General features: G+C 57.2%; 22 protein-coding genes. 6 read left to right on the forward strand and 16 right to left on the reverse strand.

Translation table 11 applies throughout. From position 1 onward, the window contains the following. Positions 1 to 378: 378 nt before the first annotated feature. The 3 genes from udk to ACZ48V_RS01355 form a co-directional block, all read right to left on the reverse strand. The gene (udk, locus tag ACZ48V_RS01345) at positions 379 to 1,017 is read right to left on the reverse strand and encodes a uridine kinase (RefSeq protein WP_464540886.1); all 639 of its coding nucleotides are present in this window, start codon (positions 1,015 to 1,017) and stop codon (positions 379 to 381) included. Positions 1,018 to 1,100: 83 nt separating this feature from the next. Further along, on the reverse strand, positions 1,101 to 1,919 hold the full coding sequence (gene yaaA, locus ACZ48V_RS01350; RefSeq protein ID WP_464540887.1) for a peroxide stress protein YaaA: 819 nt from the start codon (positions 1,917 to 1,919) through the stop codon (positions 1,101 to 1,103). A gap of 297 nt (positions 1,920 to 2,216) precedes the next feature. Continuing rightward, positions 2,217 to 2,540: a YtxH domain-containing protein gene (locus ACZ48V_RS01355; protein WP_353562193.1), complete on the reverse strand. Its 324-nt coding sequence runs from the start codon at positions 2,538 to 2,540 to the stop codon at positions 2,217 to 2,219. Between the two features lie 982 nt (positions 2,541 to 3,522). Between ACZ48V_RS01355 and ACZ48V_RS01360 the strand changes: the two genes are divergently transcribed. From ACZ48V_RS01360 to ACZ48V_RS01370, 3 genes are all read left to right on the forward strand, one after another. Then, a complete protein-coding gene (locus ACZ48V_RS01360) occupies positions 3,523 to 4,332 on the forward strand; it encodes an alpha/beta fold hydrolase (protein ID WP_464540889.1) in 810 nt (269 codons plus the stop codon). A 702-nt stretch (positions 4,333 to 5,034) separates the two neighbouring features. After that, positions 5,035 to 5,526, forward strand: coding sequence for a peptidylprolyl isomerase (locus tag ACZ48V_RS01365; RefSeq protein WP_464540891.1), 492 nt, complete (start codon positions 5,035 to 5,037; stop codon positions 5,524 to 5,526). Continuing rightward, the gene (locus tag ACZ48V_RS01370) at positions 5,523 to 5,804 is read left to right on the forward strand and encodes a hypothetical protein (RefSeq protein ID WP_464540892.1); all 282 of its coding nucleotides are present in this window, start codon (positions 5,523 to 5,525) and stop codon (positions 5,802 to 5,804) included. Before ACZ48V_RS01365 ends, ACZ48V_RS01370 begins: the two co-directional genes overlap by 4 nt. A 507-nt stretch (positions 5,805 to 6,311) precedes the next feature. Here the strand turns inward: ACZ48V_RS01370 and ftsZ are convergent. From ftsZ to mraZ, 13 genes are all read right to left on the reverse strand, one after another. Then, a complete protein-coding gene (ftsZ, locus tag ACZ48V_RS01375; protein ID WP_464540894.1) occupies positions 6,312 to 7,667 on the reverse strand; it encodes a cell division protein FtsZ in 1,356 nt (451 codons plus the stop codon). A gap of 814 nt (positions 7,668 to 8,481) precedes the next feature. Continuing rightward, positions 8,482 to 9,747 carry a cell division protein FtsA gene (ftsA, locus tag ACZ48V_RS01380; protein WP_464540895.1) on the reverse strand — a complete coding sequence of 422 codons (1,266 nt, stop codon included), beginning with the start codon at positions 9,745 to 9,747 and terminating at the stop codon, positions 8,482 to 8,484. 79 nt (positions 9,748 to 9,826) lie between these two features. After that, positions 9,827 to 10,585, reverse strand: coding sequence for a cell division protein FtsQ/DivIB (locus ACZ48V_RS01385; protein ID WP_464540897.1), 759 nt, complete (start codon positions 10,583 to 10,585; stop codon positions 9,827 to 9,829). Further along, positions 10,582 to 12,069 carry a UDP-N-acetylmuramate--L-alanine ligase gene (gene murC, locus ACZ48V_RS01390; protein ID WP_464540898.1) on the reverse strand — a complete coding sequence of 496 codons (1,488 nt, stop codon included), beginning with the start codon at positions 12,067 to 12,069 and terminating at the stop codon, positions 10,582 to 10,584. The genes ACZ48V_RS01385 and murC overlap by 4 nt, the downstream gene beginning before the upstream one ends. Continuing rightward, positions 12,066 to 13,196, reverse strand: a complete 1,131-nt coding sequence (murG, locus tag ACZ48V_RS01395) for an undecaprenyldiphospho-muramoylpentapeptide beta-N-acetylglucosaminyltransferase (RefSeq protein WP_464540900.1) — start codon at positions 13,194 to 13,196, stop codon at positions 12,066 to 12,068. The genes murC and murG overlap by 4 nt, the downstream gene beginning before the upstream one ends. Continuing rightward, positions 13,193 to 14,362 (reverse strand): FtsW/RodA/SpoVE family cell cycle protein, encoded by a 1,170-nt coding sequence (locus tag ACZ48V_RS01400; RefSeq protein WP_464540902.1) that lies wholly within the window; start codon positions 14,360 to 14,362, stop codon positions 13,193 to 13,195. The genes murG and ACZ48V_RS01400 overlap by 4 nt, the downstream gene beginning before the upstream one ends. A 99-nt stretch (positions 14,363 to 14,461) precedes the next feature. Then, positions 14,462 to 15,853, reverse strand: a complete 1,392-nt coding sequence (murD, locus tag ACZ48V_RS01405; protein ID WP_464540904.1) for a UDP-N-acetylmuramoyl-L-alanine--D-glutamate ligase — start codon at positions 15,851 to 15,853, stop codon at positions 14,462 to 14,464. 141 nt (positions 15,854 to 15,994) lie between these two features. Beyond that, the gene (mraY, locus tag ACZ48V_RS01410; RefSeq protein WP_464540906.1) at positions 15,995 to 17,155 is read right to left on the reverse strand and encodes a phospho-N-acetylmuramoyl-pentapeptide-transferase; all 1,161 of its coding nucleotides are present in this window, start codon (positions 17,153 to 17,155) and stop codon (positions 15,995 to 15,997) included. Positions 17,156 to 17,227: 72 nt separating this feature from the next. Next, positions 17,228 to 18,799, reverse strand: coding sequence for a UDP-N-acetylmuramoyl-L-alanyl-D-glutamate--2,6-diaminopimelate ligase (locus ACZ48V_RS01415; RefSeq protein WP_464540908.1), 1,572 nt, complete (start codon positions 18,797 to 18,799; stop codon positions 17,228 to 17,230). 5 nt (positions 18,800 to 18,804) lie between these two features. Then, the gene (locus ACZ48V_RS01420) at positions 18,805 to 20,715 is read right to left on the reverse strand and encodes a penicillin-binding protein (RefSeq protein WP_464540910.1); all 1,911 of its coding nucleotides are present in this window, start codon (positions 20,713 to 20,715) and stop codon (positions 18,805 to 18,807) included. Between the two features lie 62 nt (positions 20,716 to 20,777). After that, complete coding sequence (locus ACZ48V_RS01425; RefSeq protein ID WP_464540911.1) at positions 20,778 to 21,293, reverse strand: hypothetical protein; 516 nt, start codon at positions 21,291 to 21,293, stop codon at positions 20,778 to 20,780. Between the two features lie 39 nt (positions 21,294 to 21,332). Continuing rightward, positions 21,333 to 22,325 (reverse strand): 16S rRNA (cytosine(1402)-N(4))-methyltransferase RsmH, encoded by a 993-nt coding sequence (gene rsmH, locus ACZ48V_RS01430; protein WP_464540913.1) that lies wholly within the window; start codon positions 22,323 to 22,325, stop codon positions 21,333 to 21,335. A gap of 57 nt (positions 22,326 to 22,382) precedes the next feature. Continuing rightward, positions 22,383 to 22,823: a division/cell wall cluster transcriptional repressor MraZ gene (gene mraZ / locus ACZ48V_RS01435; protein WP_464540914.1), complete on the reverse strand. Its 441-nt coding sequence runs from the start codon at positions 22,821 to 22,823 to the stop codon at positions 22,383 to 22,385. 338 nt (positions 22,824 to 23,161) lie between these two features. Here mraZ and ACZ48V_RS01440 point away from each other — a divergent pair, with 338 nt between their 5' ends. The 3 genes from ACZ48V_RS01440 to ACZ48V_RS01450 all read left to right on the forward strand — a co-directional run bounded on the left by ACZ48V_RS01440 (position 23,162) and on the right by ACZ48V_RS01450 (position 25,475). Further along, entirely contained in the window at positions 23,162 to 23,437 is a 276-nt protein-coding gene (locus tag ACZ48V_RS01440) for a DUF3006 domain-containing protein (RefSeq protein WP_464540915.1), read from the forward strand. Then, a complete protein-coding gene (locus tag ACZ48V_RS01445; RefSeq protein WP_464540917.1) occupies positions 23,434 to 24,567 on the forward strand; it encodes an MBL fold metallo-hydrolase in 1,134 nt (377 codons plus the stop codon). Before ACZ48V_RS01440 ends, ACZ48V_RS01445 begins: the two co-directional genes overlap by 4 nt. Positions 24,568 to 24,983: 416 nt before the next feature. Beyond that, positions 24,984 to 25,475: an Lrp/AsnC family transcriptional regulator gene (locus ACZ48V_RS01450; protein ID WP_464540918.1), complete on the forward strand. Its 492-nt coding sequence runs from the start codon at positions 24,984 to 24,986 to the stop codon at positions 25,473 to 25,475. The last annotated feature ends 54 nt before the right edge of the window (positions 25,476 to 25,529 follow it).

Below are 25,529 nucleotides of genomic sequence, written 5' to 3' on the forward strand. Positions count from 1 at the left end.
CGCGAGTTGCGCACTATCGGACAAGTCGCTTATTTTTGAGACACCGTCTGCATTGGGCATATCATTGTACTACGTAATTTTATCGCGTAGTTCGTCCTCGCACACTACGTAGTTAGACATTGGAAACTTGAATAGTAAGCGCTTCCTGTTACACCTCACTATACTTTTCCTGACATTGTTCAGTATGTTTTAGGAGGCCACCAGGGTACTCTTGGATAACCGGGACGTCAGCATGACAACAGGATGCCAGGTAGTGCACTGATTCGCAATGGTTAAACGACGGGCAGAAACGGCATGCTCACACCTGTATTCCACATCTACCTACCTTATGTACTCTCAGGTTGGGCAGGTTGACGGCACGCACAACTGGTGTCACCATTACGAATATGCCCCTTGCGCCTTCTGAAGCAAGTCGCGTATCCGTGCAAGCACCATATGGATTGCTACATGGTTCTTGCCGCCTCGTGGGATGATTACGTCGGCTTTGCGCTTTGACGGCTCAACAAATTCCAGATGCATGGGACGCACCGTACTTTCGTATTGTGAGAGGACCTCCTTGATAGTGCGCCCTCGCTCTTCCAGATCACGTCGTATGCGCCGCATGAGACGTACATCGTCGGCAGTATCAACGTATATCTTGATATCCATGCTGGATTCGAGACTTGGTTCGGCCAGCACCAGAATGCCCTCAACGATTACGACCGGGCGTGGCTTAACAGTGGTTGTCTCATCAACGCGACAGTGGCGTTTGAAGTCGTAAACGGGCTTCTCGACGACGTTTCCGTTCAGAAGTGTGTCCAGGTGAGCGCGCATGAGCTCGGTTTCGAGCGCATCAGGATGGTCAAAGTTGAAGGAGCTGCGCTCTTCTGGGTCCAGATGACTGAGGTCGCGATAGTATGCATCGTGGTCAAGAATTGCAATACGGTCGGAGCCGATCGCCTTCACAATGCGTTTGAGCACCGTTGTCTTACCCGACCCCGAACCGCCGGCAATACCAATACAGACCGGACGTTGCATAGCTGACCTTAGTGCTGACTCATGGCAGATAGTGGAGATGAGGCACGACAGGCTTTTGCCACGTGCCTCATGCTGTTGAAAAGCTACCGGCGCATGTACACATGCCAGGTACGCGTTTCATCGTCATACTCAGACGCTCGTTTGGCAAGCGCGAATCCGTCGGGGTGGTCTTCCCACTCTTCCAGATCTTCGATTTCCTCTGCGGTTTCGCGCACTACATAGTTCACGAATTGCCCCCGCTGGATATCTTCCTCTTCAGAAGGTACTGGTTCGTACGCACCTCCTGTTTTTTCTTCGAAGTGCACGACCGCACGCGCTTCGTAGCTGTGCGTATCTTCCCATGCATTCCGATGCGCTTCGGGGAGGAGATCCCACACGAAACGTCCTTCGATATAGTCGTTGAGCACCGGGCTAATGGTTTCACGCCAATAGTCAACCGGTTTTCCTAAATCCGGTACGTCGTCGGTAATGCCAAGCTGATAGTTAGGAATGAGGTCATCTGGACGCAGCAATCCAAACAACCCAGAGATGATAATCCCGTTTTCCAGCAGACGCCGCTGTGCTCCCGTTGGCAGGTTCGCGAAATCCATCGCGGCATACATAATTCCGGGGCTGTACCGGTCGAGCGCAGACATGAGCGGCGCATCGTAGATTTCGGTGTTCACCCGGATAGCCTCGTCGAGCATCGCCCCTTCGAGACCGAAGATATCGGCAAGGGCATCGGTGTCATGTTCACCAATGACGTCCTGCAGCGTGTCGATCAACGACCGCCGCTCGGGATTGAGTGCATCGAAGTAATTGAACGTTCCCGACGTCCGGTAATCGAACATATCCGGTGCAAACGGATTGCCACCGGGCTGTTTTTGGTCAGAAGGAGCCAGCAGAACAGTAAGGTTGGGCATGTAGGGTTACAACACGGGATAAAAAAGGGTGAACGCACACTGTACAAGACGCGGCGCATTGCGCATAGCAGATACTACGCATCCTGTGTCAAGTTAGAGAGGGCCTACAACGCTACACAGGGCACACGCTTCTCAATCTGTTGCACCTCACGCAATATGTGCTCTGCTCCGCAGAACGAGCTGGTGCGTGCTTTTTAGCACGACCAGCATTGCATAAGACCATAGCGTGTAACGCACCTGTGGCGCACCATCAGCGCATGGTACAACGCCACATGCTCAGTCCAGCACAGTTCTCTCTCATGAAGAGGAACGATCTTGCTGCTGTTTCTTGAGTTCGTCTAAAAGCGAATCGATGTCATTTCGAATGTTATTGGCACGCGCCTGGGCATCTGCAACGAGTGCGTCGCGCGTCCGCCGAGCTTCACTGCTCCTGCTGGAGGGCGAAGCAAGACCGCGAACGTACGACCCCGTCTGAGATGCAAATTGATCGAGCTGGTATGCGATACGACGGCGGGCATTCGGTCCGCGCTGAGGCGCAAACAGCATTCCCAGCCCAAAGCCAATGGCTCCGCTGATCAGTACGCTCCAAAACGGTATGCGGGTCGTCTTTTTATCGGACATGACATCCTCGGGTACAGTCAGGATGAACACAAGAAAAAAGCGGTCTTGATTTGCGGCTTTGCCGCAGAGACTGCTTGCATTTAGGCTCGTAGTTTGCCTTAGCTTTGCGATCTTAACTTTGCGCAGGTGATAACGTGCAGTGTATCTACTTTATTCACCGACCTGATGCTACGAGGCCCAAATTGTACGACAGCCGTACAGGTGGAGATCATCAGGTCAGATCATACAGCGCGTGCGCTTCAGCAAACATTGTAGCCATACTGCATTGTACTCACTTCTCACGTTTCTTGCAAGCGTAAACAGCGCGTTGCGCATGAGCACTTGGTTGAGATTCAAACACTGACAGCCCCCGCTTGCCCCCGAACGCCCCCTATAACGTCTGAAACAGCCCTGAAACAATGGAGACTAAAACGCAGCGCAATGAATAACAATTGTTTGGGAACGATTCAGTATGCATGAAGTGACTATATCGTCATAACAAGACACGTCGGAACGCACGCGAAGCAGATGCTTTCCGATAACTCTGTGCACTTTCCTGTTTTATTCTTGCTTTGCGGTGCTGCCGGTATTATCTACTGGGAACCGCTCTCAGGTGACGTAGCACCGAGACGGGCGTATGATGCGGAGGACACCCACACCCACGTAACTGAATCAACCAACGTGGTAAGCGCTTCGCAAGCAAAGCCTCTTCAACCCTTTGTAGCAGTGGCAGTATGTTTGCGTGGTGCTTATGTACAGAAGGCATAGCGTTGCGAAAACTTACTTGTCCCCTCATAGTTTTTATCGTAAGGTATTTGTTTCATACAGTATGAGATGGGCTCTTCCCAGAGCACGTGACCTTCTCATGCGCTACGATATCGCCTGTATGGGTATTACCTGAACGGTTGCCCTGTTGCTGCTTGTATTGCTTACCGCGCTAAAGAAGCGCTGCGAGCCTCGAACCACCACGATGTACTCTATAATCTAATGTCGTTTCGCCCTCATGCATGATACGCCCTATGTCGTCCAACACACTGACGATTTCACTTATCTTGATGAGGGCCCCAAAGATGCATCGCATCCGCCTATTGTGCTGCTACATGGCATGCTGGGCGACCTTAGCAACTGGACACACACGATTGAGGACCTGGCCCACCAAGGCTACCGCGTCATCACACCGGTGATGCCCGTGTATGATCTGCCGCTCCGCAAAACGAGTGTGCCGGGCCTTGCTTCGTACATGCATGACTTCATGCAGCATATCGGTCTTGATCAGACCGTCTTGGTAGGCAACTCGCTTGGGGGACACATTGCACTGCTGTATGCCCTCGATCATCCGGAACGCGTTGCAGCTATGGTCCTATCCGGATCCTCTGGAATCTATGAAGCCCATCTCGGCACGTCCACAATGCGTCGCTACGACCGAGAGTTTATCCGAGAACGTACCGAGCTTACGTTTTACGACCCGGTTCATGCTACCGACGAACTCATCGATGAAATGCTGGAACTGGTCAGCGATCGCCCGCGCGCACTCCGCCTTATCAAAATTGCTCGCTCGGCAGATAAAGAGATCGTGACAGACCAGCTTGGCCAGTTGGATATGCCAACCCTTCTCGTATGGGGGAATAACGACGTGATCACTCCTCCTGATGTGGGGGAAGAGTTTCGTGATCGGATGCCCAATGCAGAGCTTCACTTCATCGACAAATGTGGCCATGCTCCAATGATTGAGCATCCGCAGACATTCAACGAAATTATGCTGGGGTGGCTAAAACGTCTTACTGAGTCTCCCTCTGTTGCTTCTGCCACCTGATTCTTTTTCAGCGGTCTCACAACACTCTGCGCCTCGCTCTACGAGCAGGCTGTAACCTATCCGGCGCATTGGGCTACACTCGCCCACTGTTGCGCCCGTGTGTGACATTATATGCACCTTTCCACAAGGTGCCGCCCCCACCCTACGACTCAGATTCCAGTTGTACCGTCACAACGAAGCTGCTGGGGCTTACAGGCTTTCTGGTATGCTCTGGCATGTGCGTTATCTCTCATTCAAATGCAATAAGGCCCACAACAACTCCACTTCATAATTTCGGTACCCGACTACGAGGGTCTCCGTTGCCGGACAAGCATGTACGGGTGAGCATGCTTGTCCGGTTCTGTTTGTGAGGTTTCCCGCACATGCCTTTAGAACCTGTTTGGGTTTGCCGGCGAGAGCGAGCGCCGCTGAGGCGAAAATTGGACTTCGATCGAGGTTTGTAGCGAGGCTACGCGACGACACGAGGGCGAAGCCCGACTGACACCGTAGATTGAGGACAGTTTGCACCAAGGGCATGCCCTTCGGCCCCAGCCCATCGGAGCTGCTCGTAGCCCAAATTAAGAAATCAAAACAGGCTCTTAAAGTTAGAACATGGCTCTGTGTCTGCCAAGACCGCGAAGGCATCCCAACGAAACACCAAGGGGAAAAGCGGGGTGCTATTACTCAACTTTGTCTGTTTATCAACTAAATTGATCTGCTTTTATGAGCGAAGATCTCACATGGAGCACACCGCCTGACCTCACGATTGACACGGAGGCGACTTACCGGGTCGAAATCGATACCTCTAAAGGCACGATTGTGCTCACGCTCTACCCTGAGCATGCGCCCGTAACGGTCAACAACTTCGTGTTTTTAGCAGAACAGGGTTTCTATGATGGTCTGTCGTTTCATCGCGTGATCGATGGATTTATGATTCAAGGAGGAGACCCTGAAGGCACTGGACGCGGAGGGCCTGGCTACACGTTTGACGACGAGGTCCAGGATAATCCGCTCAAACACGAACTCGGGGTTATTTCTATGGCGAATGCAGGCCCCAATACGAACGGTAGCCAATTTTTTATAACGCGAGCTGCTCAGAGCCACTTAGATGGTAAACATACGGTCTTCGGTATCGTCGAAGAGGGCCAAGATGTCGTCGACGCTATGGAAGAGGGCGACGCTATGAAAACAGTCTCCGTAGAGAAAGAAAAATGAGTGTTGCTCGCTACTTTAGTCCCAGTGCTGCTTTCGCCGTACTGATCGGCGTCTCTATGCTGTTTATTACAGTAATGCTGTTCACGGTCGATACCATGCTTGGATTTGCGTCCATCATGGTTTTTGTCGGATCCGCATTTGTGTACAGCGCGATGGAGTTGGCCGACCGAACCACGTCGAACAAAGCACTTATTACTGCGCTTCGCGTCCGCGCGATTGGGCTGGTTCTCATCGGTCTCGGCACGTTCTTCGGTGCCCTTATGTACCTTGTCTTTTGAACGTCTATAACGTCTGAATCCTCTGCACGAACAGCAGGCAGATAGACCCCTCTAAGCAACTGTTTGGGGAGTCTCAGAGTCTGTTCGGGTTTTGGTTTGCAGGCGAGAGCGAGCAGAAATGCGGCGAAAATTGGCCCCCGATGGAGGTTCGTAGCCGGGGCTACGGGCCGGCACGAGGGCGCAGCCCGACTGACGCAAGTATATCGGAAGTGACTTACACCAGGGGTATAACCTTCGGCCCCAGCCTATTGAAGCCGCTCACAGCCCAAATTAAGAAACCCAAAAAGGCTCTCATACAGAAACGCCACGCTCCCACATAGTTGGAAGCGTGGCGTTTTATCTGTGCGCAAGCGGAAGTATACTACCTCCGTATACGCAATCCACGACAGGCGAACGGTGCTCAATCGTTAGCCGGGCCCTGCGATGCTCCTTTAATCAGCAGCAAACGGGGGTCGTGGTGGGGCTGGAGGGCCCCGAAATCGGGTAGGAGACGGCATCGAATTCCTCCTAATCCATCATCTTTCGGAGAAATGCGGGGGTATCTGTGTCATCTTTGCGGATGCGTTCACTCCGATCTTTACGTTCGTCCGCATCGTCGTCGGCACGCAAGCGTCGGATACGTGGGCTACTGTCCCGCTGTCCGCCCGATTGGTTTTTCTTCTGCTGGCTATTCTCAGAAGAGGAGCTCGCCGCGTCGCTGTCACTCCCCGGTGCACTGCGGCGCTCGTAGGCCGGCGTGTCGAGAGTGCGCAGGTTATCTTCCCCTTTGTAGCGATACGACGAGTCTTCGCCATCAAGTGGAACGGTGCGACGCACACCACTCTGCGAAGATTGCTCCTGAGCGTTTTTCTTTCCATGCCCAGAGTTATCCATTGTGTTATCGTCTTGGCCAAACCCCGTGGCAATGACAGTGATGCGCATATCTTCGCCCATATCGTCATCAATCACAGTGCCCAGAATGACTTCGACATCTTCGCCGGCTTCGTTCTGAATGACACTGGTTGCCTTCGTCGTTTCGCGCAGCCCAAGCGACGTGCTGGATGTGATGTTCACAAGCACATTGCTTGCACCAGCAACCGTTAAGCCGTTAAGCAGCGGACTGCTGATCGCTTTGATGGCAGCCTTCTCTGCACGATCGCTTCCTGAAGCCATAGCGGATCCCATCAGGGCCGTGCCGCCGTCCTTCATTGTCGTCTTTACGTCAGCAAAGTCCAGGTTGATCAGGCCATGTACGGTGATCAGGTCACTGATCCCGCGCGTAGCGTTGTAAAGGACCTCATCTGCTTTTGCGAAAGACTCGATCAGGCTTGTGTTATCATCGACGATATCGAGGAGGCGCTCATTCGGGATAATGATAAGCGTATCGACGTTCTCACGCAGCAGCTCAATCCCTTCTTCAGCTGTTTTCATCCGGCGCCCGCCCTCGCATGCAAATGGCTTTGTAACCACGGCAACCGTGAGTATATCCATACTTCGAGCGATGGAGGCTACCACCGGGGCTCCCCCCGTTCCGGTACCGCCTCCCATGCCGGCTGTGATGAACACCATGTCATATCCTTCGAGCGCCTGCTCGATCTCATGGCTATTCTCCTCAACAGCTTCGGCGCCGATTGTAGGGCGCGCACCAGCACCGAGCCCTTTGGTCAGCGTACGGCCCGCCTGTACCTTGTGAGAGGCTTTATTTTCGGCAAGCGCCTGTGAGTCCGTGTTGATTGCGATAAACTCGACTCCACCGCGAATGCCTTTCTCAATCATGTTGTTGATGGCGTTCCCTCCGCCCCCTCCAACACCGACTACACAGATTTTTGCTTCTTCGTTGGCTGCGTCGTCAAACGAGAATCGTGATCCAAAATCATTATCCATGGGTCCCTCCAGGTTGGATACAAATACAAACGCAAGTGCCCCTCACGAAATGAGCAGTTTCGTGCATACGGTACACTCGTTGTTAATCTATGACAGTGCAAGAAATATGTTCAACGCCTATGTAAATGCGTAAATATCATTTCTTCCATCATTTCTTTCAACAGCGCATCTCCATACATCTTCTCTGTGTGCTGCGCAGAGCACGTGCTCTTATGGTGCTATTGATAAGTCGTTTTTGGTGTAGATGCTGTGCATCCGCTTTGATAGGTATAGCATTGAAGCACCGGTAAGACACGCGGGGCTGATAAAATATACCGCAGGAAACGTCGGTCCTTCAATTTCTTAGCCCAGACGCCATAATGAGTATCGCAACGTGTTACGCTGCACTTTAATAGCCTATTTAATTTATTAATTTGAGCATCCCAGGGGTATTTCCTCCCTGCGACCGGGGCGCTGCAGGCGGCTTCAATGGGCTGCTCGCTCTCGCATACAAGCCAAAACCTAGACAGGCTCTTAGAGCCATGACTAAGAATTGGTGTAAATGCTACACCTATTGTAACGAGAAGAACGGTTGCTTCCAAATTATTGAGCGATGTCTATGCATGCCGAGCTGGTATGTTCACAAATTATTCAAAATATATTGTTGGGCTATCTTTACACATTTGGGGAATAGCGACGTGTGACTCGTTTGCTTACGTCCGTCAAAAGTCCCGTGCACCCTTTGCTGTTCTCAAGCATGGGCCCCGACGCCTTCTCCGGTGCGAATACAGGCTATCGGACCCTGCGACGTGTTTTTTAATCTTGGAGAAGTTACTTAGAGCTCGTCAAACCACGCTTTCATGCGGGCTGCCAAGCGATCCATCAGCGTCTGCCCTTCGGTCTTACCATTGGCACTGCTTCGCGCTTCCACGTCTTCGCTCAGCGTAGGGCCTCCGATGATTTCGGGCCGCATCCCGTAGAGCACCAGCCCCACACCCGTGGAAAACTTCGGATCGGTCACCTCCTCAACGAGTCCCCCACCAAGTCCCATCGGACGTCCGATGCGTGCTTCCATGCCCAGCACTTCAGCAGCCAGATCGGCCGTGCCGGGAATCAGCGACCCGCCTCCCGTAAGCACGCATCCAACGCCCAGGTGCCGGCCATAGCCGCTCCGCTTAATCTCAATCGCAGCAATTTCCAGCAGCTCTTCCATGCGAGGCTGAATAACCTGAGCCAGCGTATCACGCCCGATCGTCTTCTCGGGACGTCCCGCAATACCCGGAATCTCAATCTGCTCGCTCGGATCTGCAAAGTCGACGAGCGCAGTGCCAAACTGGCGCTTTAGCTGCTCGGCCTGGTCGCGCATTACGCTCACGCCTTTGCGAATATCATCGGTGACTTTGTTACCTGCAACAGCGATTACAGCCGTGTGGCGGATGGTGTTGTCTTCAAATACTGCAATATCGGTGGTCCCGCCCCCGATGTCGATAAGTGCTACCCCAACTTCTTTCTCGTCTTCGTGGAGCACTGCAAACGAGGAGGCGAGGGGTTCGAGCACGATGTCTGCCACCTCAAATCCAGCTTTTTCAATACACCGGTAGATGTTCTTTGCTGCCGAAACAAGCCCGGTGATGATGTGAACGTTCGCCTGCAGGCGCACGCCGCTCATCCCGACCGGGTCGGCCACGCCATCTTGCCCGTCCACAACGAACTCTTGCGGGATCACGTGGAGGATCTCACGGTCGGCTGGCATCGCTACCTGCATCGTGTCTTCGAGTAGCCGCTGCACGTCGTGCTCGGTAATCTCGCCAGAGCGAATAGTGACAACGCCATGGCTTTGGAAGCTTTGTACGTGATCGCCTGCAATTCCCACAATTACGTGGTGCACCTCCACGCCTGCCGCTCGCTCGGCCTCCTCGATGGCTTTGCGCACCGCGTTTACGGTACGGTCGATGTTGACTACGACGCCACGATTAAGCCCATCTGAGGCCGCCATGCCCATGCCTAAGATATTGACCTCGCCAAGCTCGTCTTCAGCGGCCACTACGGCGCACACTTTTGTCGTGCCAATATCGACCCCCACTACGATCTGTCCATCCATGGTATGTGTAAATGCGTGGTGCGAAAGAAACGTACATGTGTTGCGTTATTCGGTGCTCTTACTGACCATGACTCACTGGTCATGGCCGGGTGATCACTTGCCCCCGAAAGCGAAGGTCGATCGTGCGTACCGGATCTGCAGTCTGCTGGATCACATGCGTATGAAACGCTTCGAGGCGTCGAAGTTTTTCTGGGTACCCCTGCTTTCCGAGCCGGACTGTCATCGCATGGCCTTGCGGATGCGTAACGTACAGCTGCACCGCATGATCGGGCCCTATCTCGATGCCGGAAATTATGTCGTAGGTCGTTCCAGATCCGGCAATGGCACGAAGCGCCTGTCGTAGTTCCGGTCGCGCAACAGGCTCATGCTGATGATACGAAATGGAGTCGTCGTACACCAGGGGTACGTCGAAGACACTATCGTTACGGAGCGGGAGGGCGTATCCGTGTGCATCCAGATAGAACTGAGGGCGCCCCTCCGCGTCCACCCAGCGGCCCACCGGGGTGCGCTCGTCTAGCGCTACCGCTACGTGGTTACGAAATGGATGCGTGCGAACCTGTGCATCGGCAATCCAGGGGTGGCGTGTTAGACGAGCCGTTGTGCGTTCGGGGTCAACCTCGCGCAGCGACATCCCGCTGCGCAGATGGGCCAGCGCCCGCACTGAATCCGCAGTCAGCACGGTGGCTCCTGATACCGACATGGACTGCACGGTGCCGCCGGCGTACCAGCGCCACCCGAGCACGACAATCACTGCACATACGCACACTGCCACAACCAGCGAGGCGATGAACGACGGGCCTGAGCGAGACTCAATACGTAGCCAGTCTGGTAGGTTCATGACGACGCGTCGGGGGCTTCAGCTGCGGTAGACTCTTGCTCTTCATGGGTTGCCCCTCCAACGTTTGCCTCTTCCGACGCCCGTTCTTCGAGCGCCGTCACAAATTTGCGGCTGGCCCGCCAGATGTCTCCCGCACCGAGCATAAGCACCACGTCGCCCGAGCGTGTCACCTCAAGAAGGCGCCCAGGGAGTTCGTCGAGCGCCGCCGCCCACTGTACCGACTGGTGCCCAAAGTCACGAGCCCGCTCGGACAGCACCCGGCCACTCACGCCGTCAATCGGTGCTTCGCGGGCTCCATATACGTCGGTGATGACGAGCAGGTCGGCGTTGAAAAACGAACGCGCAAAGTCATCGAGCATGTCGCGGGTGCGCGAGTACAGGTGGGGCTGGAAAACGGCAACCAGACGGCGGTCGGGAAAGCCCTCACTGGCCGCTTGCAGCGTACCTTTCAGTGCGGTAGGATGATGCGCATAATCGTCGATGACCGTCACGCCTGCTGCCTCGCCAACTTTTTCAAAGCGCCGCTGTACCCCTGAAAAGCGTGCGAGCCCGTCTCGGATGTCCGCAAACGGGATGTCAAGTTCGTATCCAACAGCTACTGCAGCCAGGGCGTTGCGGATGTTGTAACGCCCGGGCACCGACAGGCGAATCGTGCCCAGCTCATCAGTGCCATGCATCACCGTGAAGCGCGTCTCCAGTCCGTCGTACGCAACGCTTTCGGCACGAATCTGCGCTTGCCGCGTGGTGCCGTATGTGAGCACACGCCGCTCAATGCGGCCTACAATAGACTGTACGTTTGGGTCGTCGAGACAGACAATCGCAGCGCCAAAGAAGGGCACGCTGTTGGCGTACTGCACGAAGGCCTGCTTGATGTCGTCGAGGTCTTCGTAGATATCGAGGTGGTCCTCCTCGATGCTCGTAATAACAGCCAGCGAAGGCGTGAGGCGGAGGAACGTGCGGTCATACTCATCGGCCTCAATCACGATAATATCGCCCTCTCCGGCGACGGCGTTCGACCCGAACACCGCGACCTTTCCGCCCACGATGATGGTCGGGTCGAAGTCGCCTTCCGTAGTAACCAGGCCGACCATAGAAGTTGTGGTTGTTTTGCCATGCGTGCCGGCGATGCCCACGCCAAACTTCATGCGCATGAGCTCACCAAGCATCTCGGCGCGCGGGATGAGCGAGATGCGCCGCTCGTCGGCGGCCTGTGTTTCGGGATTCGCATCGGGGTTGATTGCCGACGAGTAGACCACCACGTCGGCATCGCCCACCTGTGTGGCATCGTGCCCTTGGTAGATAGTGGCTCCCAGCGACGCAAGGTGGTCGGTCACGTCACTGGTTTTCAGGTCTGACCCGCTCACCCGGTACCCCCGGTTCAGGAGCACCTCGGCAATGGAGCTCATGCCAATGCCGCCAATGCCGACCATGTGGACTTTTCGAATGCGCCCCAGAGCGGGCTGTCGTCGTCGCGATGTACTCATGAAGAGGCGGAGGTATGAGTGGAAGGGGACGATGCAAGGCGAAGCACGTCTTGAGCAATGGTGCGGGCTGCATGGGGCTGGGCCTGCGCCCGAGCAGCACGTGCCATCGCGGTTCGGGTGTCCGGGGTGCTCAGTAGCGCATGGAGTGCATCAAAGAGCCGATCGTGCAGGTCGGATTCGGCAAGCACTTTCGCGGCCCCGGCGTCGCGCAGGCTCTTCGCATTCTTTGTCTGATGATCAGCTACGACATTGGGCGACGGAACCAGGACCGAGGGCGTTCCCGTAGCCAGCAGCTCGCTGCACGTAAGGGCTCCGGCGCGGCAGAGTGCCAGGTCGGCAGCCGCATAGGCGTGGTCCATACGGTCAATGTATTCCATCAGCCGCAAGCGCGGATGTGAGTCTACCTGCCGGTCGAGCGTTTCGTAGTAGCGGCTCCCTGTCTGCCACCACAGATGCAAGTTTGGAAACGCCTGTAGCAGATCCCGGTGATGCTGGCGCACCGCCTCGTTGAGCGCTGCACTCCCCAGCGAGCCGCCTGTTACAAGCAAGACCGTTGCTGCAGCATCGAGATCATACTGGCGTCGCACAGCCGAAGCATCGACCGAGAGCAGCCGCTCGCGTACGGGGTTGCCACTCTGATGTGTACGTTGCTCAGGCAGCTGCCTGGCCGCTTCCGGAAAGGCCACGTGGATCGACGCAGCCATCGAGCTTAGCAAGCGATTCGTGACGCCTACATACGCGTTCTGCTCTTGAATAACCAGAGGTACACCACGCATCCAGGCAGCCAGTCCAACAGGCCCGGCCACGTATCCCCCCGTACCCACAACCACGTCGGGTTGTATGGCCCCGACGAGCCGCCAGCTCTGCACCACGCCGCGCACAAGTTTAACGGGGAACGCGAGATTATCCCATGTCCACGCGCGCTGAAATCCGCTTACGGTAATGGGGTGCAAGGCATAGCCTGCTTTAGGCACAGCACGCGCTTCGAGCCGGTGGCGCGTACCGGCAAACACGACCACGGCATCAGGATGCTCGTGCCGGATGGCATCAGCAATCGCGATAGCGGGGTAGACATGTCCACCGGTGCCTCCTCCTGCCAGCAGAATGTGGGGCGGACGTGTACTCATGTGTTTTCTTTGGATGCGTTCGTCTGTCGCGAGATGTTCAGTAAGATACCTACCATGATTCCGTTGGCGATCATAGAAGTGCCCCCGTATGATACAAACGGCATGGGCAGTCCAGTAACGGGAAGGAGGCCGCACGACACGCCAGCATGGATAAATCCGTAGAGCGCGATGAGCGTGGTGAACCCCGTTGCCAGGAACGCGCCAAGGGGGTCAGGCGCGTCACGGGCAATACGCAGAAAGCCTCGGAAGAGCAGCAAGCAAAATGCGCCCAGCAGGGCCAGGGCGCCGAGCAGTCCGTACTCCTCAGCAATGATGGCAAAGATGAAGTCGTTGTAGGGGGTCGGCAGAAAATCGCGCTGTACGCTTTTCCCTGGCCCCACTCCTGTAAGTCCGCCCATCGCAAAAGCGATGCGGGCCTGATCGGCCTGGTAGCCTTCGCCCTGCCGGTCGAGCACGTATTCGGCATCGGTAGATGCGAACATGTTGGTGCCAATGAAGGACTCGACACGCGCTGCCCGGTGGGGTTCTGCCAGAATCAGCCCTACCCCCAGAAGCAGCCCCAGCATGGCCAGTACACCGATCTGCATGGTACTAACGCGTGCAATAAAGCACATCACAACGACAGCCATGACCATTACGGCTGAGGTAGACAGATCTTCGAGTCCAACCAGCACCACCGTGATCCCCACCCATACCAGAACGGGTAGAAAGGAGCGGCTGAAGCTTTTGATGTATTCTTGCTTCTGCGTCAGTAGCACGCCAACGTAGAGCACGAGCGCGACACGCGCTATGTCCGACGGCTGGAACCCAAACCCGCCCAGGGTGAGCCAGCGTGCAGGCCCTTCTGAGAACGCCCCCATAACCTTCACGGTGAAGAGTAGCCCAAGAGCGCCCAGCAGCCCGATGCGGCTGTAGCGTGCCAGGATCCGATAGTCGATCATGCTTACAACGAACATGGCGCTCAGTGCAAGCACGACACGCGTGAGGTGCCTAACCAGAAAGAGCTCGGTGTTACCACCAGACCGCATTTCGGCAAAGAACGTGATTGAGCTGTACACAGCGACCACCCCAAACGCAGCCAGCACAAGCACCACCCAGGTGACGTACTTATCGGCCGGCGGCAGACTCTGGAATCGGGCAGCAAGGACGCGGAAAAGTCTTTTCACGACGGTGCGAGCGGATCGTTAAAGCGGGATTGGGGCTGACGTACTAACTCTAACTTTACAGGCAGTAGCTTTGCTATGCAGGGTGCGCAACACAGCGCGTTACAAGGCCTGAACCAGGCGCCGAAAAACATCGCCGCGTTCTTCGTAGTTCGCGTACATGTCGAACGAGGAACAGGCTGGGCTAAGCAGCACAGCGTCGCCAGGCTGAGCCAGGCGCTGCGCTTGTTTAACAGCATCACGCATCGACGTTGCGTATACGCATGCCTCAGCCTGCGGACCAAGCTCACGCATGACGGTGTCAGCGCTTTCGCCCAGCGCGATTACAGTGCGCACACCGACACGAACGAGTGGTTTGAGGGGCGCATAGTCATTTCCTTTGTCGCGCCCGCCGGCAATGAGTACGACCGGACGCTGAAAACTTTCCAGGGCATACCATACGGCTTCCACGTTGGTGGCCTTTGAGTCGTTCACGTAGAGCACGTCACGATGCGTGCGCACGGCCTCCAGGCGATGCGGCACCCCTTCAAAAGACTGCAGCGCACGTCGCGTTGCATCTATAGGCACGCCGAGTGCGATAGCGACAAGCGTCGCAGCCATGGCGTTGTAGCGGTTGTGGCGACCACGGAGTGCAATGTGTGCTGTTTCAAAAAGCGAGGTATCTGTGGCACCATCCCGGCGCAGCCAGAGCTGCTCATCGCTCACGTAGAGCCCCTGTTGGGGAGGGGCCTGCTGGCTAAATCCATATACGTTCGGGCGCGCTGCGGCGCTGTCTGGATGCGCCCGATTTACAGCAGCAGCTACGCGTTTATCGTCAGCGTTGTATACGAGCGTATCACCGGCTTTCTGCTGCGCCATGATACGTGCCTTGCTTGCCGCGTAGGCGTCTACGTCGTTCCCGTAGCGATCAAGATGGTCGGGGGTAATGTTCAGGAGCACGCTCACGCGTGGCTGGAACGCGTCTACGTGATCAAGCTGGAAGCTCGACACTTCGAGCACCACAATGTCATTCGCGCGCGCCTCGGCGGCGTGGTCGCTAAACGGAATGCCGATGTTACCGGCTACGATAACGCGTCGTTCAGTATCATCGCTGAACGCGCTGCGTAGCACATGTCCTGTTAGCTCGGTCGTGGTCGTTTTGCCATTGGTCCCGGTTATCGCCACGATCGGAGCGTCGCAGAACCAAGATGCCATCTCGATCTCTGACACCACCCGTATGCCCCACTCTTTGGCCCGCTGCACCAGTGGAGCAGTAGAGGGCACGCCGGGACTCAGCACCATAATGTCGGCGTCAAGGGCCAGGTCGCTGTGTCCGTTAAACTCGTACGCTGCATCGTACTGCTGCAAGGCGTCGAGCACCGCGTCGTTGGGAGGCCCCTGTTCTGTCAGAAAGAGCTGGGCGCCCGCATCCCCCAGAAGACGCACAGCAGCTTGCCCGCTACGAGCGCCTCCCACAATGGTGATGCGATTGCCGACAATTAAGGAAGGAGCCATAGGTCGAAGCACGTGGAGGAAGGCGATTAATCAGGGTCTGAAAATATAGGGAGATGCCGGGCTTTGCAGCCTGTTGGGTTGGGGCCCTCGCGTTCGAGACGAGACGCGGGTACGTTACAGGCAATCCGACAGGCAATCCGGTTAGCGGATGCGAAGCGTAAGCAGGGCAGCGATAACGGTAAGCGCTGTGATGATCCAGAATCGGGTTACGATTTTGGCTTCGTGCGTGCCCTGTGTTTCGTAGTGGTGATGCAGCGGAGCCATCCGAAAGACACGCTTCCCGGTGCCGGTTTTGCGGCGTGTATACTTGAAGTACCCGGTCTGGATGATTACGGATAACGCTTCCGCAAAGTACACAATACCCAGCAGGGGAAGCAGCAGCTCTTTTCGCACCATAAGCGTAACGGCACCTACCGCCGCACCGAGTGCAAGCGCGCCCGTATCCCCCATAAATACCGAAGCTGGATAGCCGTTGTACCACAGGAACCCGAAGCATGCTGCAGCCATTGCGGCGCAAAACACCGTAAGCTCGCCGGTGCCGGGCAGGTGCATCACGTTCAGAAACGTGGCCAGGTTGACGTTTCCCGACACGTACACCAGCGCCATGAGCCCGAGCGACACAAACGCCGTTACGCCGGCCGCGAGTCCGTCAAGTCCATCGGTAAGGTTTACGGCATTGGAAACGGCGCTCATGATAAACACGACAACCGGAATGTATACCAGCCAGCCGAGATCAATGCTCGTTGTTACCCAGTCGCGGAAGAAGTAATAGTCGAGCGAATAGTCTTTTATGAAGGGGAGGTACGTGAGACTGTTGTACTCGGCAAAGGCCGGGGTGAAGTACAACACAGCGCCAACGACTACGCCGATACCCACCTGGCCAAACACCTTGTACCGTGCGGGCAGTCCGTCTTTCTGTTTAAGCACCGTTTTGATGTAGTCATCGGCAAATCCTACGGCACCCATCCAAGCGGTGGCGACCAGGGCCAGCCATACATATGGCTGTCGCAGATCGCCCCAGAGCAGCACGCTGCCCAGCAGAGCCAGTAAGATAATTAGACCGCCCATGGTGGGCGTTCCCGCTTTGTGGGTGTGGTCTACCGTGCCCGAGGCATCGCCGGTGCGAACGCGCTCGCCGAGCTGCTGTCGCTCAAGCCAAACAATGATACGACGCCCTGCGAACAGCGCAATCACGAGCGCTGTGAGCGCAGCCAGCGAGGCACGTACAGTAATAAACTGAAAGACTTGAAAGCCCGGCGGATCGAGCGTGCGCTCAATTAGGCTCAGGAGTTCGTAGAGCATGCATTAAGGTGGCTAAGAACAGTCGGTGGGGTACGGTGTGAAGAGGGGCGGGATGCCAGACCAGAAACAGGATTAATCGAATAAATCAGGCTGCCCAGAAGTGTGATAGGCCTCAAAGTGGCGTCGTGCCACAACCCGGTCGTCGAAGGCGTGGCGCTCGTCGCCGATAATCTGATACGTTTCGTGCCCTTTGCCCGCAATGAGTACTACGTCGTACGGGGACGTGCGGCGCGCGGCTTCTTCGATCGCGGCGGCGCGATCAGGAATCCACCAGGCATCAGCCGGACGGCTCATGCCGCGCCGGATATCGTTCAGAATAGCGTAGGGGTCTTCGGTGCGCGGGTTGTCGTTTGTCACGATCACACGGTCGGCCAGCGTCTCGGCCATGCCGCCCATAAGGCGGCGTTTGCCCGTGTCGCGGTCGCCCCCGCACCCGAACACGCACCACAGCGCACCGGTGTCTGGCACGAGAGGCCGAAGCGTCTGCAGGATGGACTCCAGGGCATGCGGGGTGTGCGCATAATCGACAATGACGGTAGGTCCAGCCTTAAGGTCAAGGCGTTCGAAGCGCCCGGGTACGGGAGGTGCTGATTCGAGCGCACGGCACGCCGCATCGGCGTCGGCGCCGCAGGCCCGCAGTGCACCATACGCAGCGGCCAGGTTGTACGCGTTGAAGCGTCCGGTTACCTGAAAGGTAGCGTCGCGGCCGTCCAACCGCATGGAGAGCCCTCGGGCTTGCGCGTCGACGCGGCGCATCGCAATATCGGCGTCTGGGTGCGTACCGTACGACCGGATCGCAGCTGCCGTGTCGGCCACCATAGCAGGCCCCGCATCGTCGTCACGGTTATAGATCGCCGTTGCGCCTGCGGGCAGGCCATCGAAGAGGCGCTTCTTCGTTGCCTGATAGGCCGCGGAGGTGCCGTGATAGTCGATATGGTCGGTGCTCAGATTGGTAAAGAGCGCTACGTCGTATGCGATGGGCGTGGTGCGATACTGGTCGAGTGCGTGCGAGGAGACTTCCATGACGCAGGCCGTGCATCCATCATCGACCATGCGGCGGAGCGTGCGCTGCAGTTCGAGCGGGCCCGGCGTTGTGAGGGCTGCATTCACAGCAAGCGTACGCGTTCGCACCTCTACTGTGCTGATTAGTCCGGGGGTTTCTCCAACATCTTGCAAGCCGTTGTACGTAAGATATGCTGTTGTTGTCTTGCCGTTGGTTCCGGTGATACCGATCATACGCAGCTCGCGCGCAGGGTCTTCGTAGTAGGCCGCAGCGCTATGCCCCAGCGCGATTCGCGCGTTAGACACCTGCACAAATCGAACTTCAGGATACTGGGTGGCGGGGCTCTCGGGCAGCCGCTCAGCGACTACAACCTGGGCGCCATGATTGATGGCCATCTCGATGTAAGCGTGCCCGTCAGCAGCATTTCCGGAGACCGCTACAAAGCATGCTCCCTCGCGCACCTTACGGCTATCGTCGGCCACCTGCGCCAGTGAGCACGTAGCATCTGCGTCTACCTGCTCGCCATGCACTACATCGGTGACCACCTCGGCAGCACGAAGCCGGTCGAGGAGCGCATCAAAACGCACGGTGCGCGATGACGGCGGGACGGTCGATCTAATGTCGGATTCCGAGAGTCCCATATTCGTTACTCGCTAATGAGCGTTACTGCATCGGGGAGCGCCCCTCCGGGCTCGATAGACTGCCGTGCTACGACGCCTGTACCGCGTAGCGTAACGTCTACCCCCTGCGCCTCCAGCCAGTGGAGCGCCGTTCGCATACCGATGCCCCGGAAGTCAGGCATCGTCGAAGGGTCGTCAACCGAAAGCGTGGCGGGTTGTACGGGGGGAGGCGTGGCGGTCGTGTCTTCCGGAAGCGTGGCCGCCTGCATCAGGCGTGCGGAGGTCCCCGGAAGGGTCGTTAGCCAGCGGCGCATAATTCGATTGAAGATGGGAGCAGCCACGTCTCCGCCATACATGCCCTGCTGTGGTGCCCCAATAAGAACAAGCAGCGCGACTTCAGGATCATCGGCCGGAAAAGAGCCGACAAACGACGCTCGGGTCTGATTTCGGGTGTACTGTCCGCCCTGCGCAGCAAGGGCAGTTCCTGTCTTTCCAGCAATGGGAACGGTTTCGATACGAGCAGCGGTAGCAGTGCCCTCTTCGACGACGTCTTGCAGCGCTTCGATAAGCAGTGCTGCCGTTTCCGGTTCTACGACCCGTCGTATGGTGTCGGACTCGGCCTTCCACAGCGTGTTGCCCCTGTAATCACGCCGCTCGGCAACCACGTGCGGTTTTACCAGCACACCGCCGTTGCTCAGTGCACTGTAGGCTGAAAGTAACTGAATAGGAGTTACTGCTACCTCATAGCCAATGCTCATGGACGTAGGTGTTGTTCGGCTCCACTCTGAAGGGCGCCGCAATACACCGCTCACCTCTCCCGGAAGATCAATCCAGGTCGGTTGGCTAAATCCAAAGTTGCGGGCATACTGGTAGAGCGTACCCGGCTGGATGCGGCTTGCTACCTCGGCGGTGCCTACGTTACTCGACTTGGCCAGCACTTCCCGAAAGGGGATTGCGCCGTATGCGCTTATGTCGCGCATGGTATAGCCGGAGTAAACTGCCCACCCGTCACCAGTATCAATAGTGTCTTGCAGCGTTACGTGGCCTTGCTCCAGCGCCGCTGCCGCCGTCACAAACTTAAAGGTCGACCCGGGCTCGAAGCGATCCGTGATCGCGCGGTTGCGGCGCTGCGCATCCGAAAACGCAGAAGCCCGATTGGGATTGTAAGTAGGCACGTTTGCCATCGCCAAAATTGCTCCAGTGCGCGGATCCATTGCGATGGCGGTGCCCCACGAGGCGCCCTGCTCGCGCACACCACGCGCCAGCTCGTCTTCGAGTGCTACCTGCCACATGCGATCGATGGTAAGCACCAGGCTCTGGCCTTGCTGCGGAGCCACCTCGCGCCCCCCCACCAGTGCTTTGATCTGTCCGCGACGGTCGCGCTGCACGGCCCGTCGCCCCGGCGTCCCGGTCAGGTACTCGTCGTACTGCAGCTCTAAGCCGGCCAGTCCTGCACCATCGCTCCCGGTGTGCCCCAGAACGTGCGCGGCGCTGGTGCCATGGTTGTATGTGCGGGCAAAGCGTGGCGTCACGATGAGCCCCGGCACGCTCCACTCCTCGATCACGCTGCGCTGCGACTCATCGAGCCCGCGACGCAGCAGAACGTACTGCGGACTTGTACGCGAGCGCACCCGGTTGCGGTAGTATGTTGCAGACCGGTCTGTCACTGAGGCCAGCGCCTCGTAGAATCGTTCGGCCACTCCGGCGAATCCGTCTACCGTCGGGTCGAGCGCAATGTCGTAGGTAGCGGTGTTGATGGCGAGCGCGTTGCCCTGCCGATCCAGAATGGCACCACGCATGGCTGGAATGACCTGCTCAGAATGTGCTTGCTGCTCGCCCCGGGCACGCAGCTCATCCCCCTCAATAAGGTGAATGAGTCCGATACGAGCAGCCACAAGCAGCGGAATAAGCCCCAGCAAGACCAGGACGATGTACATCCGTAATTGGATTGCGTCGCGGGCGTTCACGGCAACTGCAGTGTAAGAAGGAGAAAAACGGTTTAGCGGTCTGAGAGTGCCTCCCGGGGAATGCTTGGTCCAAAGGCGACCGTCTCTTCAAGCCCGAGCGCACGGGCCCGTTCGTAGATAACGGACGGCCCCGTTTGCCGGGCGCGCTCGCCTTGCAAGTAGTTGTACTGGATATGCAGCGACTGATTCTCGGCTTCGGCCTGCTGCACGTCGGCCAGAAGCTGCTGGGTCGCGTTCACGTGCCACACGTACCCGGTAAACGACGCAGCAAGGATGATGACGGCAAGAGCAAACTTCCACGTGGGTACCTGCTCCAGGAAAGCCTCGCCAGACTGCGGGGCGTAGCGGCGCGCATTTGTATGCTCAAGGTCGGTCCAGCTTGGCAATGCCGTGCCGTGCCGCTTCCATCCACTCTTGGATACGCGTGCTGAGGACTTTCCATTCGGAGACTGCTGGCCGTGCGCCCCAGAGGTCCCTGACGTGCGTGCCGGGGAACGGCGCGACGACGAGGCGGGGCTGGACGCACGTGGAGGGCGCGAAAAAGCCATATCGGTTCGTGGTGTACGGTTTTGTGCACAATGCAGTTATTACGGCACAGGGGGGCCTGCTGCGTCGTCGGCACGCCGTTCAGCGATGCGCAGCCGCGCGCTCCGTGCACGCGGGTTCTTCTCCACTTCCGCCGTAGAGGCTGTCTGTGGCGATGCGTCGATGGGTGCAAACGGTGCAATGCGCGTGCCGTAGATATCACGCTGCACAGTACCCTCAAAGTTGCCATCGCGCAGGAAGCGCTTTACGCGGCGGTCTTCCAGCGAATGATAACTAAGCACCGCAATACGCCGTCCGGCAGGCAGTATGTCAGGGCTGGTTTCGAGCACTGCTTCGAGCGCTTCCAGCTCGCCGTTCACTGCAATGCGCAGTCCCTGAAAGACGCGTGCCAACGTTTTTGTTACCACATGCCCCGGCACCTCGTTGCGAATGGCCTCGGCAAGTTCCCCCGTGGTGTTGAGCGGGCGTGCTTCGACAATTGCACGAGCTATGGGCCCTGCGTAGCGTTCTTCCCCATAGCGCCCCAGTACCCGTGCCAAATCGCCATGGGGCCATTCGTTCACGATGGCGTAAGCCGTAAGCCGACACTCCGGATCCATACGCATGTCGAGCGGCCCGTCGGCCTGGAAGCTGAACCCGCGCTCGGGCTCATCAATCTGATGGGACGATACGCCCAGGTCGAGAAGCAGTCCGCTCACTGTGTCTATACCGGCCTCTCGAAGCAGCGCAGGCAGATCGCGAAAGTTTCCGCGTATCAGACGCAGGCGCCCTGCTTCCACTGCCTCTGCAAGCCGGTCTTGTACGGCTCCGAGCGCTTCGGGGTCTTGGTCAACGGCAAGAACCTGCCCGTCTGGCGCGAGCGCGTCGAGCAGGGCTTCGGTATGTCCGCCGCCACCGGCTGTAGCGTCTACGTAGGTGCCCGACGCATCCGTAATGAGGCTGTCGCATACTTCGGACGCCATCACGGGCGCGTGGTATGCGGTTGCATAGGCTGAAGAGGGGGTGTCAGAACCGTTCGGAGACGCGTTGGCCATGGTAAAAGAAGGCGGTCGTTATAGCAGCGAAACGTAGTGGAGGCAGAGGCCCATGCCCTACATGCCCATCACGCGTTCTGCCAGCGTTTCGTAGTTGCTGGGCTGCTGGGTAAGGTACGACTGGAAACGTTCAGGATTCCAGATTTCAATGTGGTCGAATGCGCCAATGATGCGGGCTGTGTCTTGCAGGTTGCTGAAGTCAACAAGCGAGCCCGGCAGCCGCACGCGGCCCTGTGCATCGAGCGAAGCGTCTTCGGCCCACATCATAATGATGCGTACGAAGTCGCGTGTGGCCCGGTTGTACATATTGAGTGCAGCGATCTCGTCTTCAATCGCTTGCCAGCGCTTTGCAGGGTAAAGCACAACACACTGCTCGAATCCTCGCGTGATCGTGAATGGGGACTGCGCTGCGTCGCCGAGCACCTTGCGCATCTTTGCTGGAATAGCAACCCGCCCTTTACTGTCAATGGTATGCTCAGCCTGTCCCTTAAATACCATCCAGATGAAGCTCGTTAGGCGCGGCGCAGCAACGTGTCCTGCTTTTAAAACGTATCCACAAATCAGAGGGATGCGAGCACTTTTGGACTACATTGGACTATATGGGAAAGTCCCCCACTTTTCCCCACATTTAATCAAGGTACTGAAAAAAGCGGTAATGTCAAGTCTGAGGCCCCGGTGAGCCGTTGATTTCATCCGGGCAGCACGACCTCCTTCTCGCCCGCGGTTTCCATCGCTCTTGCCCTCGCAGTGAACCGAGTATACCCGCCTCCGTACCTCTGCTTGTGTTACTTCCATGAGCATTGTTCACGTCAAATCCAGCTAACAGCACACACGCTATGTCTTCTGCCCGTTACATTATTGATCGCATTGAGGACGGCGACTGGGCCGTGCTTGAAATGCCGGATGGCACAATGCTCGACGTACCCACTGCCTGGCTCCCCTCCGAAGCATCGGAGGGCGACGTAGTGCACGCCGACCTCGAGGCCGGAGCGCAGTCGAGCACGGTCACCTTCACGCGCGATACCGACGCCACCGAGAGCCGACGCGATACCCTGCAAGCGCGTCGTAACAAGCTATCTTCTTCCAAACCTGACGGCCCTATCTCGCTATGATGCCTCGCTCTTTTTTCTCTTCTATCCTTCTTGCTGTCGCCCTTCTTGTCTTCGGGGTAGGCTGTGAGGCGTCGGGGCCCTCCGATGAAACGGCAGACGCATCTCCTGAGCCCGAAGTAACCGATGGCGATGCCGCCTCTGGCGACGCCACTTCTTCGGCAACGCCGCTGCAGATCACTATGCTTGACGTGGGCCAGGGGGACGCGGTCTTGATGCACAGCCCCGAGGGTCAGACTGTTCTCTATGATGGCGGCCCGCGGCGGGCTGATGTGTTGAGTCAGCTTCGTGCTCTTGAGATCGGGCAGATCGATATGATCATTGCCTCGCATCCGCACGAAGACCACATCGGCGGGCTGCCCGATGTCATCGAGGCCTACCAGCCGCGCTTCGTCATCGACAGCGGAATAGCCCATACCACACGCACCTACGAGCGCTATCTCGACGCCATTGAGGCGGCTGGCTCGCAACTGCTGGATCCGGATCGCCAGACCATCGAGTTTGGCCCGGTGGAACTTGAGATCGTTCCGCCTCCCAACGACGAGGATCTCGGACTCAACGACAACAGCGTGGGGCTGCTCCTGACGTATGGAACGTTCAAGGCTTCCTTTTATGGAGATGCTGAGCATGATCAGTTTGCGTGGCTTTTTGCCAACCACCCTGATCTGTTTCCTGATGTACAGGTGCACAAGGCCAGTCACCACGCCAGCCGCAACGGCGATGTACGTGAAGCCATCGAGCAGCTGCGTCCACAGGTCGTGCTGGCGGGCATTGGGGGAGACAACCGCTACGGGCATCCGCACGACGAGGCGATGCTGTTGTATGATAGCGTGGGGGCCGAGGTGTATCGCACCGACACCCACGGCACCATTCGCATCAGCGCACGTCCTGACGGTACCTTCGACGTAGAGCCCACCGTCGATGTGGATGCGCTCATCGCCGCGCGGTGCATCAACATAAACGCCGCAGCGCCAGACGAGCTCGTCCGCATTACAAACGTAGGCCCGGCTACCGCTCAGGGCATTGCAGATGCGCGCCCCTTCTCTCGTCTTGATGATCTAACGCGCGTTGACGGGCTGGCTGACGCTTCCATACAGGCGATCAGAGATCAGGGGCTCGCCTGTGCCGAGTAGATAGGCTGCCGAGGTCCTGTTTCGTCATCACGTTGTTCGCCGCGTCCTTTACCGTGTGACCGGACAGGGCAGCGTCTGTTTTTCAGAATCTGTTTTCCAGTTTGTCGCACTTTTGCCCCCGAGTGTCCGTGTCGGCTCGCTCGGGGGCTTTCTATGTTCTGGTATCTGCTCTGGTCGCGCCACAACCTAAAGGGGTTGAGCTGTCAAGGAACGAGCAGACCCTGAACCAGCAGTGCCAGAGGTATCTTGTGCGAGAGGGTTATTTTCGGAGGTCACTGTTCAAGAAAGTCGGCTGCAGTATACTGGAAGCGCTACCATTTCCTTTATAGAATATTTTTTCGGTTAATACTTGACAAGCCAAAAATAATGGCGTACAATGTCCTTGTGACCAAAAATAATTAAGCAACCGGGCAAAAATGAGCCATACGCTTGACGAGATTGATGCGCAGATTCTTGCGCTGTTGCAGGAGGATGGTCGCATCCAGCGCAACGTAATCTCTGAAGAGGTCGGGCTGTCGGTATCGGCGGTGAGCGAGCGGATGCGCAAGCTTGAGGCCCACGGCATCATTCAGGGGTATCATGCGGTGCTCGATGCTAAGCGTCTTCGGTTTGACATCACCGCGTTCATCCGTGTCGGGGTAGACGGCTCCGAGCACTATCCTCAGTTTGTGGATGAAGCGACAGCCATGACCGAGGTATTGGAAGTGCACTCTATCACCGGCGAAGGGTCGCACGTGCTTAAGATTCGTACTGAAAACACGACCTCGCTGGAGCGCTTTCTGTCACGTATTCAGGCCCTTCCGGGGGTGTCAGGCACATCCACGAGCATCGTGCTCAGCACTTTTAAGGAGACGCGCACCGTGCCCACACGCCCGATCGAAGTATTTGCCCCTACCGAGGAGGCATAACATGAGGGATAACATCTTGCCTCTTCCCATTCGTTTTCTCACGACTACCCTACA

The organism is Longimonas haloalkaliphila (assembly GCF_055379825.1).